This window comes from Buchnera aphidicola (Cinara pseudotaxifoliae) (assembly GCF_900128595.1).
Lineage (GTDB): Bacteria > Pseudomonadota > Gammaproteobacteria > Enterobacterales > Enterobacteriaceae > Buchnera_F > Buchnera_F aphidicola_J.
Window position 1 is genome coordinate 431,391 of sequence record NZ_LT635893.1, and the last position, 15,237, is coordinate 446,627.

Consider the following 15,237-nt stretch of genomic DNA (forward strand, 5'->3'; position numbering starts at 1 on the left):
ATTTTAAAATTTATTCATTAAAAATAACTTATATTAGGTGTAATATGCATGATATTATGTTTCATAAAAAAATAAAAAAAACATTATCAACAATAGAAGAAGTATTGAATAACAATAATAAAAACATAGATTTTGATTATTTGTTACTAGATAATATGTTAGAAATTACATTCTCTAATAATAAAAAAATAATTCTTACATCACAAATTTTTTTAAAACAATTATGGATTGCTACATCAAATCAAGGATATCATTTATTATATAAAAAAAGAACTTGGATATGTATTCGTTCAAAAAAAACAATAAAAAAAATATTAAAAAAAGAATTTTTTATACAAACTAATTATTTATTTAAATTGAACTTATTAAATAATATTTAAAAAATTTTTCTAGTTAATTATCGGCGAAAGAGGATTTGAACCTCTGACCCACTGGTCCCAAACCAGTTGCGCTACCAAACTGCGCTATTCGCCGAATTTTTAAAAAAACAAACCACTAATACATCAAATATTTATAAAATTAAAATTATATATAAAAAATAAACCATATATACACATGGGGTGGTCAATGGGATTTGAACCCATGACCGCTGGAATCACAATCCAGAGCTCTACCAACTAAGCTATGACCACCAAAAAAAATACGTATAAATATTTTATACACATAAATTGCGTCCGACAGGATTTGAACCTGAGACCTTTACTTTCGGAAAGTAATGCTCTATCCAAATTGAGCTACGGACGCAAAAATTTTTATAAAAACACAATGTATATACATAATATGTATTATTAAAATAAATTTTTATTATCTAATAAATATTATATATACACTAAACAAAAAAATCTAGTACTTTGTGTCTATTTTTATAATAAAAACCATTAATTGCACAAATATAACAAGAATTGTTTTTTAAAATTATACAAAAAATTAAAAAAAATCATGATAAAGAATATCATTTAGATCTTTTCATCATATCAAAGAATTCATTATTAGTTTTAGTCATAGACAATTTATTAATTAAAAATTCCATAGCATCTATTTCACCCATAGGATGAATAATTTTCCGTAAAATCCACATTTTTTGTAGTTCTTCTGGAACAGTTAACAATTCTTCTCTTCGTGTTCCAGAACGATTATAATCAATTGCAGGAAATACTCTTTTTTCTGCTATTTTTCTAGATAAAGGTAATTCCATATTACCAGTACCTTTAAATTCTTCATAAATTACTTCATCCATTTTAGATCCAGTATCAACTAGAGCCGTAGCGATAATCGTTAAACTACCTCCTTCCTTTACATTCCGAGCTGCTCCAAAAAATCTTTTAGGTCTATGTAAAGCATTAGCGTCTACTCCTCCTGTTAATACTTTTCCAGAAGCTGGAACAACAGTATTATATGCCCTAGCTAATCGAGTAATTGAATCTAATAAGATTATAACATCTTTTTTATGTTCTACTAATCTTTTTGCTCGTTCAATTACCATTTCAGCTACTTGAACATGTCTAGATGAAGGTTCATCAAAAGTAGAGGCTACTACTTCTCCTTTGACTAGTCTTTGCATTTCAGTTACTTCTTCTGGTCTTTCATCTATCAAAAGAACCATTAACACACAATCTGGATGATTATAAGCAATACTTTGAGCAATATTTTGCAATAATATAGTTTTTCCAGCTTTCGGAGGAGCTACAATTAAACCCCTTTGCCCACGACCAATAGGAGACGATAAATCTAATACTCTGGCAGTTAAATCTTCTTTAGAACCATTACCTCGTTCCATTTTTAACCTAGAGTTAGCATGTAACGGAGTTAAGTTTTCAAATAAAATTTTACTACGTGCATTTTCCGGTTTATCATAATTTATCATATTAACTTTTAATAAAGCAAAATAACGTTCGCCTTCTTTAGGAGGTCTAATTTTACCAGAAATTGTATCTCCTGTTCTTAAATTAAAACGACGAATTTGACTAGGAGATACGTAAATATCGTCAGGTCCAGCTAAATAAGAACTATCTGCAGATCTCAAAAAACCAAAACCATCCTGTAAAATTTCTAAAACACCATCTCCAAATATATCTTCTCCACTTTTTGAATGTTGTTTCAGTATAGAAAAAATTATATCTTGTTTACGTATACGTGCTAAATTTTCAAGACCTATCCTTTCACCTAAAATAATAAGTTTTGATACTGATGTATTTTTTAATTTGGTAAGATTCATAATAGGGAGTTTTTTAATCCATTTAAAAAAAAATATAAAATATTTAATGTACAATAATAAATTTATATAAATATATATACAGTAAAGTATGTGTAAATTTGGTGTTTTTAAAAAAAATAAATATATAGTTCATCACAAATAATTATATTATTTGTTTTGCTATACCGGATAATTGAAAACAAATAAAAAAAAAGATTTTAATGTAACAATTTTTTATCTAAAAAATTTTTCAATTCCATTTTTGATACAACACCTATTTTAGTTCCTACAATTTGATTTTTATTAAATAATAATAAAGTCGGAATACCTTTAATAGAATATTTTATTGGTATTTTTTTATTCATATCAATGTTAATTTTTCCTACAATCATTCGTTCAAAATATTCATTAGCAATATCTTCTAATATAGGTGATAAGATTTTACATGGTCCGCACCAATCTGCCCAAAAATCTACTAAAACATATTTCTTTGAAGAAAATACTTCTTTTTTAAAATTTTTATCCGTTAATTCAATAATTTTAGTTATTTTCATAAATATCCTAATACATATTATATTAAATAATATAACCAATATTTTCATTATTATTGATAATATTTCTTAAAAAATAGTTTTTAACATAAAAACTATTATTCAAAACTAGATATTGTATACTTTTTTATTAAAAATTTTTTCATTATGGTTTATATGATATTTAACCCAGTATGTTTCTTTTCGTGGTAATTCAAACAAAAAACGACTGGGTTGTAAACTAACAAATACACCAAATTTCCTTTTATTTTTACAAAAACTAAGCAATAATTGTGTTTTTGCACGAGTCATTCCAACATACATCAAACGACGTTCTTCTGTAATATTATTATCTATAATACTTTTTTGGTGTGGAAAAGTTCCTTCTTCCATACCAATAATACAAACTACTGAAAATTCTAACCCTTTAGAAGCATGTATAGTCATTAAATGCAGTTTATCAAATTTTGAATTAGTATGATCAGAATCTAGATTTTCAAAATCACCGCACATAAAGCGTATCAGGATATCCTCTAATTTTAAAGGTACAGTGATACTATTACCTACTAGTGTTTTATACAACCATTTAGAAAAAAACAATATATCCTGTATACGTCTTTCAGACAAAACTGTATTGTTGTAATAATTAGTAACCCAATCAAAATAATTAATATCATTAATTATATAATCTAAAATAGATTCTGGTTTATTTAATAAATATGAAGATAATTGTAAAATCCATACTACAAAATCATTCAACTGTGATACAACACTTTTGTTTAGTTGAATAATCATACGTTTATCCGTACTTGCAACAAACAAACTTATTTGATTTTTCGTAGCAAAAATTTTTAACTTAGATAAAGTAATTAATCCTATTCTTCGACGCGGAATATTAATAATACGTAAAAATGCTAAGTCATCTTCATGATTAACTATTAATCTTAAATATGCTAATAAATCTTTAATCTCTAAAGAACTAAAAAAAGATTGTCCTGCATGAACAACATATGGAATGTTTCGATATATTAATTCTGATTCCACTACTTTTACTTGATAATTACTTCGATATAAAATTGCATAATCGCTATACTGATTGTTATGACGACATTTATGTTTTTGAATATGTTGAATTATTTGTTGTGCTTCATGAATTTCGTTGATAGACATAAAAACAAAAATCTTATTTCCGTAGTCTAAAGTAGAAAACAATTTCTTATTAAAGAAGTTAATGTTGTTCGAAATTAATATATTTGCCGCGTGTAATATACAACCAGAAGAGCGATAATTTTGTTCTAACTTAATTATATCTAAAGAAGGAAAGTCTTGCTTTAATAAATAAAAAATTTTTTGTTGAGCTCCTCTCCATGAATAAATAGATTGATCATTATCACCGACAACTGTTAAATTAGAATTATAACCACACAATAATTTCATTAATTGATATTGACTAATATTAATGTCTTGATATTCATCTACTAACAAATATTGAACTTTTTTTTGCCAACAAAATCTTATATAAATATTATTCTTTAACAAAACAGTAGGTAAAAAAATCAAATCATTAAAATCTAATATATTATGTTGTTTTAAAAAAAAATCATATTTTTCATATAAAAAAACATATTTTTTTTCTACAAAAGAATGAATTTGTTTGCGAACTAATTGAGGGGTCAATAATTTATTCTTCCAATTAGAAATTTGATAAAGTAATTTTTTTAAGAACAAAACATCATTTTTTGTATGAATATCAGCTAAACTTTTTAAAAGACGTAACTGTTCATCTTCGTCAAATAATGTAAAATTTTTTTTTAAACCTAAAGTTTTATATTCACTACGAATAATTTTTAAGCCTAGAGCATGAAATGTAGATACTGTAATATCTTGAATTTGTTTAATAGTTAATTTTTTACATAAACGATATTTAATTTCTTTAGCAGCTTTGTTAGTGAATGTTACTGCAAAAATTTTTTTAGGATCATACCGATATATAGTAATTAATGTTATAACTTTATTAATGATAACACTAGTTTTTCCTGATCCCGCTCCAGCTAAAATTAAACATGGATTATCAATTATATGAATAGCTTTTTTTTGAAATTTGTTTAACATCATAAAAATAATATCTTAAAAATAAGATTTTAAAATTCATCTTTTTTATTCAAACAAAATTAAATTTATATATCTCGTTAAAATATTAAATACTAATATTTCACATTTAAAAATTTATTTTACTATTATAGACTTCATAACATTCATATATAAACGCAATCTTCTTCCAATTTTTTCAATGGCATGATTGCTAACCATATCATTTACATATTGTAATTCTTGATTACTAACAGAACAATTCTTAATAGATTCTCCTAAATCATCACTATGAATAGTGCGCATAAATTTATTCAACAAAGGAAGCGCTCGTTCAGAAAACAAATGACTACCATATTCTGCTGTATCCGATATAACTAAATTCATTTCATATAATCTTTTTCTAGAAATTGTATTAGTAATTAACGGTAATTCATGTAAAGATTCATAATATGCAGAAGCTGGAGTAATACCTGTTTCTACCATAATTTCAAATGATAACTCTACACCTGCTTTTAGCATAGCAACCATTAAGGTACATTTATCAAAATATTCGTAATCTAAAATTTTTCTTCCTGAATATATATCAGCATTCTCGAAACAAGATTTTTTTAAACTTTTTCTCCAACGAATTAATTGTTTATCTCCATCTTTCCAATCTAAAATCATATTCTCCGAAAAATTACCAGAAATAATATTGTCCATATGTAAACAAAATAGAGGTTTAAGTATGTTTTTTAGTTGCAAAGATAGTTGATATGCACGAATTTTGGCTGGATTAGACAAGCGATCTAATAATAATTTTATTCCACCTTCTTTCATACATTCTGCTAATTTTTCCCATCCGAATTGTAATAAAGTAGCAGAATAATCAGAACTATACCCTTTTTCTACAAGATGTTCGTAACAAGCAAGAGAACATGCTTGTAGCATTCCGCATAGAATAGTTTGTTCTCCCATTAAGTCAGACTTTACTTCAGCAATAAAAGAGGATCGTAGTACTCCAGCACGATGCGAACCTAAACCAGCAGCCCATGCTTTTGCAATATTTAAACCTTGTTTTTGTAAATCATTATTTTTATGTACAGCAATTAATGTAGGAACACCAAATCCTCTTAAAAACTCTTGTCGTACTTCAGTGCCTGGACATTTAGGAGCCACCATAATAACAGTAATATCTGAACGAATTTTTTCTCCTTCTTCAACAATATTAAATCCATGAGAATATCCTAAAGTAGAATTTTTTTTCATTAAAGATTGTAATTTTTTAACAACTTGAGAATGTTGTTTATCAGGCGTTAAATTAATTACTAGATCAGCATTAGGAATTAATTTTTTATATGTATTTACACAAAAATTTTCTTTAATAGCATTTTTCCAAGAATCAGATTTATTTAATATAGAAGTTTTTCTCAGAGCAAAAGAAACATTGAATCCAGAATCTCGTAAATTAAGTCCTTGATTTAATCCTTGCGCACCACATCCAATTATAACAATATTTTTATTCTGTAATACTTTTTTTATCTTTAAAAATTCATTTTTACCCATTAAAAAACCAGTATGTAAATTTATTAATTTTTCTCTAAATGAAAGAGAATTAAAGAAATTTTTCATATATATTCCCTTTTAAAAAAAAATAAAAAACCATAATTGTTAAAATTTATTATACATATACTGTATATATATTATATATATATATCATTATTTTATATAAAAATATAATTCTGATAATTAGAATCAACGTATTTTTTTCAAATTTCTTACTGCTCCAGTATCAGCGCTAGTAGCAAACATACTATATATTTTTAATGCATCTGAAATATTTCGTATACGATTTTTAGGCGTATAAGATTTTTTTCCTCTCTTTTCTTCTTGAATTCTTCGACGTTCTATTTCTTGAAAAGAAACCTGTAAAGTAATACTACGTTGTAAAATATTGATACTAATTATATCTCCATTACATACTAAAGCAATTAATCCCTTCATAGCTGCTTCGGGAGAAATATGACCTATAGAAATTCCAGATGTTCCTCCAGAAAATCGACCATCAGTAATTAATGCGCACTTTTTATCTAATCCTACAGATTTTAAGTATGTGGTAGGATAAAGCATTTCTTGCATACCTGGTCCTCCACAAGGTCCTTCATATCGAACAACTATCACATCACCAGAAAAAATTTTATGGTCTAAGATAGCATTAACAGCTTCATCTTGACTTTCATATACTTTAGCTGGTCCTGAAAATATCATATTTTTTTTATTAATTGCAGCTGTTTTAACTATACAACCACGTGTTGCTAAATTACCCTGTAATACAGCTAATCCTCCGTCTTGACTATATGCATATTTTTTAGATCGAATACAACCATGAACACGATCTACATCTAATGTAGGCCATCTAAATGATTGTGAAAAAGGAATCACTGTTTTTATGCCTTGAGGACCAGATGAATAAAAATGAAACTTATCTTTATTTAATATATTCATTATATCATATTGTTTAATAATTTTTTTTAATGTTAACCCTAATATATTTAAAACCGATGTTTTCAATAAATTAATTTTGTTTAATTCAGACAAAATACCAATCACTCCTCCAGCACGATGTAAATCTTCCATATGATATCTAGTAGTGCTAGGAGAAAGTTTACATAAATGGGGGACTATTCTAGATAAGTGATCAATATCTTTCATAGAAAAATTGATTTTTGCTTCGTGAGCCATAGCTAATAAATGTAATACAGTATTAGTAGATCCACCCATAGCAATATCTAAAATCATAGCATTCTTCAGTGTAGAGCGGTTGACTAAACTTCTAGGCAATAAGCTTATATTGTTATTTTTGTAATAATCTTGTGTATTTTTAACAATAACTTCACCAGCTTTCAAAAACAAATCTTTTCTATCAGTATGAGTAGCTAAAATCGTTCCGTTTCCAGGAAAAGACAACCCAATAGCTTCAGTTAAACAGTTCATAGAATTAGCGGTAAACATTCCAGAACATGAACCACACGTTGGACAAGCAGAATGCTCTATTTCAGATAAAGTTTTTTGTGAAGTATTTTGATTAGCTCCGTGAGTAATAGCGTCGACTAAATCAATTTTAATGGTATGGTCATCAATTATTACTTTTCCTGACTCCATAGGTCCTCCAGAAACAAAGACGGAAGGAATGTTTAGTCGTAAAGAAGCCAGTAGCATGCCTGGAGTAATCTTATCACAATTAGATATGCATACCATAGCATCAACACAATGAGCATTAATCATATATTCAATAGAATCTGCTATTAACTCTCTTGAAGGTAATGAATATAACATACCAGAATGTCCCATAGCGATTCCATCATCAATAGCAATTGTATTAAATTCTTTAGGAATTCCTCCATACTTAGAAATTTGATCAGAAACTAATTTACCTAATTTGCGTAAATGTATATGACCGGGTACAAATTCAGTGAATGAATTAACTACCGCAATAATTGGTTTACCAAAATCTTTATCTTGTACGCCGGTCGCACGCCATAATGCTCTTGCTCCGGCCATATTTCTACCGTTAATAGTTGTTGAAGAACGATATATTGGCATGGAATAAACTCTTTTTTACATAAAATTTTAAAAAATACAATATTTTTATTTACAAAATATCTGTATAAACATATATTTTATATATTAAATACTAGTTGTTAAAAATTGTGTTTAATTATTACAAAATTTGTTTACTTATGATAGGTAAATTTTGGTAAGATAAACATATGAAAAATGACTAAAAAAATAATTAACATTAATTTATTTTATAAAAATTTAATTTATTTACAGGGACGGAGGGATTCGAACCCACAACTTTTGGTTTTGGAGACCAACGCTCTACCGTATTGAACTACGTCCCTAATATAAATTTTTAAAAAATATAAAAATTTTATTTTCAAATATTATACCTGAGAGATTAAAAAAACACAACTACGCAAAATAGTTAATGTATTTTAAAAAAATTATTAATTAATTATTTTAAATATTTAATATTTAATTAATCGCTTACATTTTATAATTTACACGTTATATATAAAATGATTAAATAAAAAAAAGTCAATATTTAATGTATTAAATTATTTTATACATGCTATATACATAATTATCAAGTGAGGTTTAAAAATGAAATTTCCTATTTATTTAGATTATGCAGCTACTACTCCCGTAGATCCTTTAGTAAAAAAACAAATGAATAAATATTATTCTTTGAATGATATTTTTGGAAATCCAGCCTCTAGATCACATAAGTTTGGATGGAAAGCAGAAGAAGCAGTTGATATAGCTAGAAATGAAATTGCTAACTTAATTCATGCAGACGCTAGAGAAATAATTTTTACTTCCGGAGCCACAGAATCAAATAATTTAGCTATTAAAGGAATTTATGAGTTCCACAAAAAAAAACAAACACATATTATTACCAGTCAAATAGAACATAAATCAGTGTTAGATTGTTGCCGATATTTAGAATATCAAGGATGTGAAGTAACGTATTTAAAACCAAACAAATACGGTATTATCGATATTTCTCAAATTCAAGAAGTTATTAACCATAACACTTTATTAATTTCTATTATGCATATAAACAATGAAATTGGATCAATTCAAAACATCAAAGAAATAGGTCAATTTTGTAGATATAAAAATATCTTTTTTCATGTAGATGCTACACAAAGCATTGGAAAAATAAACATAAATACTCAAAAAATACCAGTTGATTTATTATCGTTTTCTGCTCATAAAATATATGGACCAAAAGGAATAGGAGCATTGTATATCTGCAGACAACCAAGAATTAGATTATCTCCTCAAATACATGGAGGTGGACATGAAAGAGGATTTCGTTCAGGAACACTGCCTGTTCATCAAATTGTAGGTTTTGGAAAAGCATGTAAAATTTTAAAAAAAAGAATGAAAAAAGATATGTCGCATGCAAAACATCTACGTAATATGTTATGGAATGGTTTATCTGATATTCAAGAAATTTATTTAAACAGTAATTTTTCTTATGTTACTTACAATATAATTAATATTAGTTTTAACTTTATTGAAGGTGAATCACTATTAATGGCTTTAAAAAATTTAGCAGTATCTTCTGGATCTGCTTGTACATCAGCAAGTCTAGAACCATCATACGTTTTACGTGCTATAGGAATAAAAGATGAGTTAGCACATAGCTCTATTAGATTTTCTATAGGACGCTTTACAACATCAGAAGAAATTAAATATGCTATAATAGCAATTCGAAATGCCGTTGATAAATTAAGAAGACTATCTCCTCTTTGGGAAATGTTTCAATCAGGTATTAATATGAAAAAAATTATTTGGAATTAATACTTTCATATAGGAAAATTTAAAATTATGGCTTACAGCAAAAAAGTATTAGATCATTATGAAAATCCAAGAAATGTTGGATCATTTCCAGAAAAAGAAAAAAACATTGGAACCAGTTTAGTCGGAGCTCCTGCTTGTGGAGATGTAATGAAATTACAAATAAAAGTAAATCAAAAAAATGTAATAGAAGATGCTTGTTTTAAAACATATGGGTGTGGATCTGCTATTGCTGCTAGTTCATTAATGACTGAATGGGTTAAAGGAAAAACATTAAAAGAAGCTAATAAAATAAAAAATACCGATATAGCCAAAGAACTGGATTTACCTCCAGTTAAAATTCATTGTTCAATTTTAGCAGAAGATGCAATCAAAGGAGCTATTGCTAATTACCATAAAAATCATAAAAAAAAAATATCTAACTAATTAAAATACATTAGTGCTGAAAATAAATATGCTATGTTCAGCACTAGAACATATATTAAATAATATAAAATAAAAATTTATATATTTATATATACTTATTTTTTTTTAAAAATGATAATTTATTTTATAGGTCACTAATGAATTACTTTAACTTATTTAAACTTACACAAAAATTTAATATTGATAAAAAAAAATTAACAAAAAATTTTTATTTGCTTCAAAAAAAACATCATCCGGATATAACAAAAGAAAAAAAAAAAAGAAAAATGAATCAATTATCAATGTCTATTAAGATAAATCAAGGATTTAACATTTTAAAAAAAAAATTTACTCGAGCTAAATATTTGTTAGATATAAACAAAAAAAAAAATATTTATTTGGAAAATAATAATTTGTATCAAAAAAAAATATTAATAGAACAATTTAAATTAAATGAAAAAATACAAAAAATATATAAAAAGTTAAATGCATATTCTAATATAAATAATTTTATAAAAAAAGAAAAAATCAAATTAAAATTATATTTTTCACAGTTCAATAAAGCAATTGAAGAAAAAAAAATAGATTATGCAGATCAAATTTTTTATCGTATATCATTTACACGTAAAATTATTAAAAAAGCTCAATATTTTAAAAGTAAATCAATTAATAAAAAAGAGATAAAATTATGAAAAAAAAAAAAATTATCATAGGAATAGATTTTGGAACTACATATTGTTTAGTATCTACTGTAATAAACAATAAAACAGTTATTTTAAAAGCATTTAATAAAAAAAAATTTTTTCCTACAATAATACATTTTAAAAAAAATCACACTATTATAGGTTGGAAAGCTCAAAAATTTTTACATACAGATGTTGAAAACACCATCACATCTATAAAAAGATTTATTGGAATTTCATATTCTGAATTAAAAAAAAAAAAATAAATATTCCGTATAAAATATCTTGTAACAAAAATAACGAACTAACCTTTCATACAAATGCAGGAGAAATAACTGTTTCTGATATCATTCAAAAAATTTTTACTTATATTAAAAATAAAATAGAAAAAAAATTCCAAACATCTATTTGTGGAGTCATTATAACAGTTCCGGCATACTTTAATAATATACAAAAAAAAATAATCAGAAAATCTGCAAAATTAAGCAAAATAAAGCTATTAAGACTATTAAATGAACCAACTGCAGCAGCTGTTGCTTATGGTTTAGAAAAAAAAAGAAAAGGATTTATTTGTATATATGATATAGGGGGAGGTACATTTGACATATCTATTTTAAAGATATCAGAAGGAATTTTTGAGGTTCTTTCAACTAATGGTGATTGTCAATTAGGAGGAGATGATTTCGATAATCTATTAGCTTGTTTTTTATATTCTAAAATGAAGAAAAAACCATTTTTTACTCAAAAATTATTTAAAACATTACTTATTATTGCTGAAAAAATCAAAATTCAATTAAGCAAAAAATCATTTGTTACAATGAAATTTTTAAACTCACAAATAAACTGTTCAGTTTTAGAATTCAATAAATTAATTTATCCGTATGTTCAAAAAACATTAAGCATATTGAAGCAAGCATTACAAGATGCTAAAATAAAAAAAAAGCAAGTTAAAGATATAATTTTAGTTGGCGGATCTACTTACATTCCTTTAATTCGTAAAAAAATTCATGATTTTTTTAAAAAAAAACCTTCACAGTTAATTAATCCGATAGAAGTAGTCGCTTGTGGAGCAGGATTACAAGCAAATTTTTTACATTATAAAAGAAACCAAAATATACAATCAATATTATTATTAGACATAATACCCATTTCTATTGGAATCGAATTACTAGGCGGGATTATGGAAAAAATGATAGTAAAAGGATCAAAAATACCTACTGAAGTAGTAAAAATATTTACTACATTTAAGGATAATCAAACAGGATTTTGTATAAACATTTTTCAAGGAGAAAATAAATACGTAAAAAATTGCAAACTACTAAAAAAATTTAAAATCAAAAAATTACCACCTAAAAAAGCAGGAGAAATAAAGATAATTATTATATTTCATATAGACGTAGATGGTTTATTGTCTGTAATAGTACAAGAAAAAATATCTAAAATTAAACATAGAGTCAAAATGGATACTGTATATCATTACAAAAATAATGACAAAAAAAAATAATGTATATTACATTATCAAAAAAATTTAAAAAAGATATGAAAATATCAATGGATGTTTTCTTATAAAAAATATTATTATAAATTATTTAAAATATGGAAATGAATTATGCCAAATATAATCTTTTATCCTCATAAATTTATATTACCAAAAGGATTATCTGTACAAGGAAAAACAGGAGAAACAATTCTTGACATAGCTTTATCTAATAAAATAAAAATGGAACATGCATGTGAAAAATCATGTGCATGTTGTACATGCCATTGCATTATTAGAAAAGGTTTTTCTTCTTTGTCTCCTTGCTACGAAAAAGAAGAAGATTTACTAGACAAAGCGTGGGGTTTAGAGAAGCATAGTCGATTAGGGTGTCAGGCTCGTTTAGGAACGGAAGACATAGAGGTGGAAATACCTTTATACCATGTAAACCATACTAATGAATAAATTAAATTTATTTTCTGTTTTTTTTATGAATATATGGATTAATATTATTTTTAAAAAATAACTTAATGGGTGTATTCTGGATTTGTAGTTCTTTTTGAAAAAAATGCATTAAATATTTTTTATATGTTAATGGTATATGTTGTATTTGAGTACCATGGATGATAATAAATATTGGATTTTTCTGTCCAAGATGTGCATATTTTAATCGTATTACTTTTCCAGTTACACCCGAAGGTAAAGGGTGTTGTAATATCGCTTGATTTAAAATATTTGTCAAATATGAAGTGCTAAAAGTTTTCAAAGACTCTTTATAAATAATATTTATTTGATTTATAATTTTAGACATTCCTGTTTTATATAATGCAGTCATATAAATAACAGTGATGTTTTTAATAAATCGTAAACGATTTTTAATAAAATTTTTAATTTTTGTTTTTTTAGTCAATGAAATTAAATCCCACTTGTTTAAGACAATAAAAAAAGATTTTCCAGATTTTATAGTAGTATGAATTATAGATAAATCTTGCGCACATACTCCTACAAAAGCATCTATAACAATAACTACAACTTGATTACGTTGAATTATATTAATAGAATTTTTTTCAGATATATGCTCTAAAAAAGTACTCCTTTTGTTTCTTTTTTTTATTCCTGCAGTATCTGTAAAAATATATTCAATATTTTTATAATACAAAGAATCTTTAATAATATCTCTTGTAGTGCCTGGAATAGGACTAGTAATCATTCTATTTTTATTTAATAAACTATTAATTAAAGTAGATTTTCCTGAATTCGGTTTTCCTAAAAAACAAACATTTATACAAATTTCAGATTTAAATGAATTATAAAAAATATCTTTATTATATTTTTTTTCAAATATTTCTTTATAAAAAATCCATATTTTTTCAAAAAAATCAGATATCCCGGAACGATGAAGTATGGAAATTTTACAAATTTTTTCAATCCCAAAATTATAAAAATCAACCACATGACTATTTAAGTTAATTTTATCAATTTTATTTATCAATAAAAAAATCGGTTTATTAGTTTTTCTTATTTTTTTTAATATAAAAAAATCTAAATGTGTTACTCCTGTGTATGCATCAACTACAAAAATCAAAAAATTCGATTCATACATTGCTATTCTAGTTTGCTTATATGAATCTATTTGTAAACTTTCTTTTCCTTCTAGTTTTTCTATATATTCAATACCTGCGGTATCAATGACACAAAATTTATGATTTTTAATAAAAAAAAAACCATAATTTCTATCACGTGTAGTCTGTTTTGTACTACTAACAAGAGAAGAATTATTTTGAGTTAAAAAATTAAATATACTAGATTTTCCTACATTTGATCTACCTACTAAAGTAATTTTTAGGATCATTATATTGATCTCTTTCTTAAATAAATATATTTTCTGTATTCCTGAAATAACGGTTTCCATACACGATCATTAACACAGTTAATAATCTCTAGGGCAGAGGAAAAGTCTTTTTTTTTAACGTATATTTTTACTAAATTTAGTTTTATATAAAAAATTAAATTTTCTTCTTGAGTAATGAGTAAAATTTTTTTTAATACATCAGCAGCTTGTGTATATTTTTTTTTTTGAAATAATTGTTTAGATAAATTAACTCCAATTAATACAGAATATATATTGCGATTTTTTTTTAAAAAATTCTGTTTATGGCTGACTAGATCAGTTTTTTTTTTTAAATTATCCACTATGTCTTTAAATTCTTCAATATTTTTTTTGCTACTATTTAATTCATGATTTTTTCTCATTACAATTGTACAGATTGATAATGAAAAAAAAACTAAAAAAAACAAAAAGTAAGAGTATTTTTTTAAAAATCCTATAAAATTATTTCTTTTCATATGTTTTCAACACTGATATTTTCAAGAATGAATTTTTTTTTCTTAAATTATTAAAAATAATAACATATTTATTTCTTTTTTCCAAATTTTTTTAAAAATACTGAACATGCAGTCTATCCTTTCTCTTTTTAGACAACTAATTTTTTAGTTTTTTTGTTT

Annotated in this window: 14 protein-coding genes and 4 tRNA genes; 7 read left to right on the top strand and 11 right to left on the bottom strand. The window is 25.1% G+C overall.

The window, feature by feature from the left end; all coding sequences use genetic code 11:
- Positions 1–44 precede the first annotated feature (44 nt).
- Positions 45–380, top strand: coding sequence for an iron donor protein CyaY (gene cyaY, locus BUCIPSTX3056_RS01970; RefSeq protein WP_075474974.1), 336 nt, complete (start codon positions 45–47; stop codon positions 378–380).
- 20 nt (positions 381–400) lie between these two features.
- Here the strand turns inward: cyaY and BUCIPSTX3056_RS01975 are convergent.
- The 9 genes from BUCIPSTX3056_RS01975 to BUCIPSTX3056_RS02015 form a co-directional block, all read right to left on the bottom strand.
- Positions 401–474: transfer RNA gene (locus BUCIPSTX3056_RS01975), tRNA-Pro, on the bottom strand.
- Between the two features lie 82 nt (positions 475–556).
- Positions 557–632 (bottom strand) — tRNA-His (locus BUCIPSTX3056_RS01980).
- 37 nt (positions 633–669) lie between these two features.
- Positions 670–744 (bottom strand) — tRNA-Arg (locus BUCIPSTX3056_RS01985).
- Between the two features lie 208 nt (positions 745–952).
- Positions 953–2,215 carry a transcription termination factor Rho gene (gene rho, locus BUCIPSTX3056_RS01990; RefSeq protein WP_075474976.1) on the bottom strand — a complete coding sequence of 421 codons (1,263 nt, stop codon included), beginning with the start codon at positions 2,213–2,215 and terminating at the stop codon, positions 953–955.
- A gap of 197 nt (positions 2,216–2,412) precedes the next feature.
- Positions 2,413–2,748 (bottom strand): thioredoxin, encoded by a 336-nt coding sequence (gene trxA / locus BUCIPSTX3056_RS01995; protein WP_075474978.1) that lies wholly within the window; start codon positions 2,746–2,748, stop codon positions 2,413–2,415.
- A 105-nt stretch (positions 2,749–2,853) separates the two neighbouring features.
- Positions 2,854–4,836 (bottom strand): UvrD-helicase domain-containing protein, encoded by a 1,983-nt coding sequence (locus tag BUCIPSTX3056_RS02000; protein ID WP_231938284.1) that lies wholly within the window; start codon positions 4,834–4,836, stop codon positions 2,854–2,856.
- Between the two features lie 114 nt (positions 4,837–4,950).
- Positions 4,951–6,426, bottom strand: a complete 1,476-nt coding sequence (gene ilvC / locus BUCIPSTX3056_RS02005; protein ID WP_075474982.1) for a ketol-acid reductoisomerase — start codon at positions 6,424–6,426, stop codon at positions 4,951–4,953.
- 123 nt (positions 6,427–6,549) lie between these two features.
- Complete coding sequence (gene ilvD / locus BUCIPSTX3056_RS02010) at positions 6,550–8,397, bottom strand: dihydroxy-acid dehydratase (RefSeq protein ID WP_075474984.1); 1,848 nt, start codon at positions 8,395–8,397, stop codon at positions 6,550–6,552.
- 228 nt (positions 8,398–8,625) lie between these two features.
- Positions 8,626–8,699: transfer RNA gene (locus BUCIPSTX3056_RS02015), tRNA-Trp, on the bottom strand.
- A 262-nt stretch (positions 8,700–8,961) separates the two neighbouring features.
- Between BUCIPSTX3056_RS02015 and BUCIPSTX3056_RS02020 the strand changes: the two genes are divergently transcribed.
- The 6 genes from BUCIPSTX3056_RS02020 (at position 8,962) to fdx (ending at position 13,197) form a co-directional block, all read left to right on the top strand.
- Positions 8,962–10,170, top strand: a complete 1,209-nt coding sequence (locus BUCIPSTX3056_RS02020; protein WP_075474986.1) for an IscS subfamily cysteine desulfurase — start codon at positions 8,962–8,964, stop codon at positions 10,168–10,170.
- Between the two features lie 27 nt (positions 10,171–10,197).
- On the top strand, positions 10,198–10,593 hold the full coding sequence (iscU, locus tag BUCIPSTX3056_RS02025) for a Fe-S cluster assembly scaffold IscU (RefSeq protein ID WP_075474988.1): 396 nt from the start codon (positions 10,198–10,200) through the stop codon (positions 10,591–10,593).
- A 137-nt stretch (positions 10,594–10,730) separates the two neighbouring features.
- Positions 10,731–11,264, top strand: coding sequence for a Fe-S protein assembly co-chaperone HscB (hscB, locus tag BUCIPSTX3056_RS02030; protein WP_075474990.1), 534 nt, complete (start codon positions 10,731–10,733; stop codon positions 11,262–11,264).
- Positions 11,261–11,521 (top strand): Hsp70 family protein, encoded by a 261-nt coding sequence (locus BUCIPSTX3056_RS02110; protein ID WP_269456656.1) that lies wholly within the window; start codon positions 11,261–11,263, stop codon positions 11,519–11,521. The genes hscB and BUCIPSTX3056_RS02110 overlap by 4 nt, the downstream gene beginning before the upstream one ends.
- A 14-nt stretch (positions 11,522–11,535) precedes the next feature.
- Complete coding sequence (locus tag BUCIPSTX3056_RS02035; RefSeq protein WP_269456659.1) at positions 11,536–12,759, top strand: Hsp70 family protein; 1,224 nt, start codon at positions 11,536–11,538, stop codon at positions 12,757–12,759.
- Between the two features lie 105 nt (positions 12,760–12,864).
- Entirely contained in the window at positions 12,865–13,197 is a 333-nt protein-coding gene (fdx, locus tag BUCIPSTX3056_RS02040) for an ISC system 2Fe-2S type ferredoxin (protein WP_075474992.1), read from the top strand.
- Positions 13,198–13,204: 7 nt separating this feature from the next.
- Here fdx and der read toward each other — a convergent pair whose 3' ends face one another.
- Positions 13,205–14,644, bottom strand: a complete 1,440-nt coding sequence (der, locus tag BUCIPSTX3056_RS02045) for a ribosome biogenesis GTPase Der (protein WP_082253738.1) — start codon at positions 14,642–14,644, stop codon at positions 13,205–13,207.
- Positions 14,584–15,078, bottom strand: coding sequence for a tetratricopeptide repeat protein (locus tag BUCIPSTX3056_RS02050; RefSeq protein WP_075474995.1), 495 nt, complete (start codon positions 15,076–15,078; stop codon positions 14,584–14,586). The genes der and BUCIPSTX3056_RS02050 overlap by 61 nt, the downstream gene beginning before the upstream one ends.
- Between the last annotated feature and the right edge of the window lie 159 nt (positions 15,079–15,237).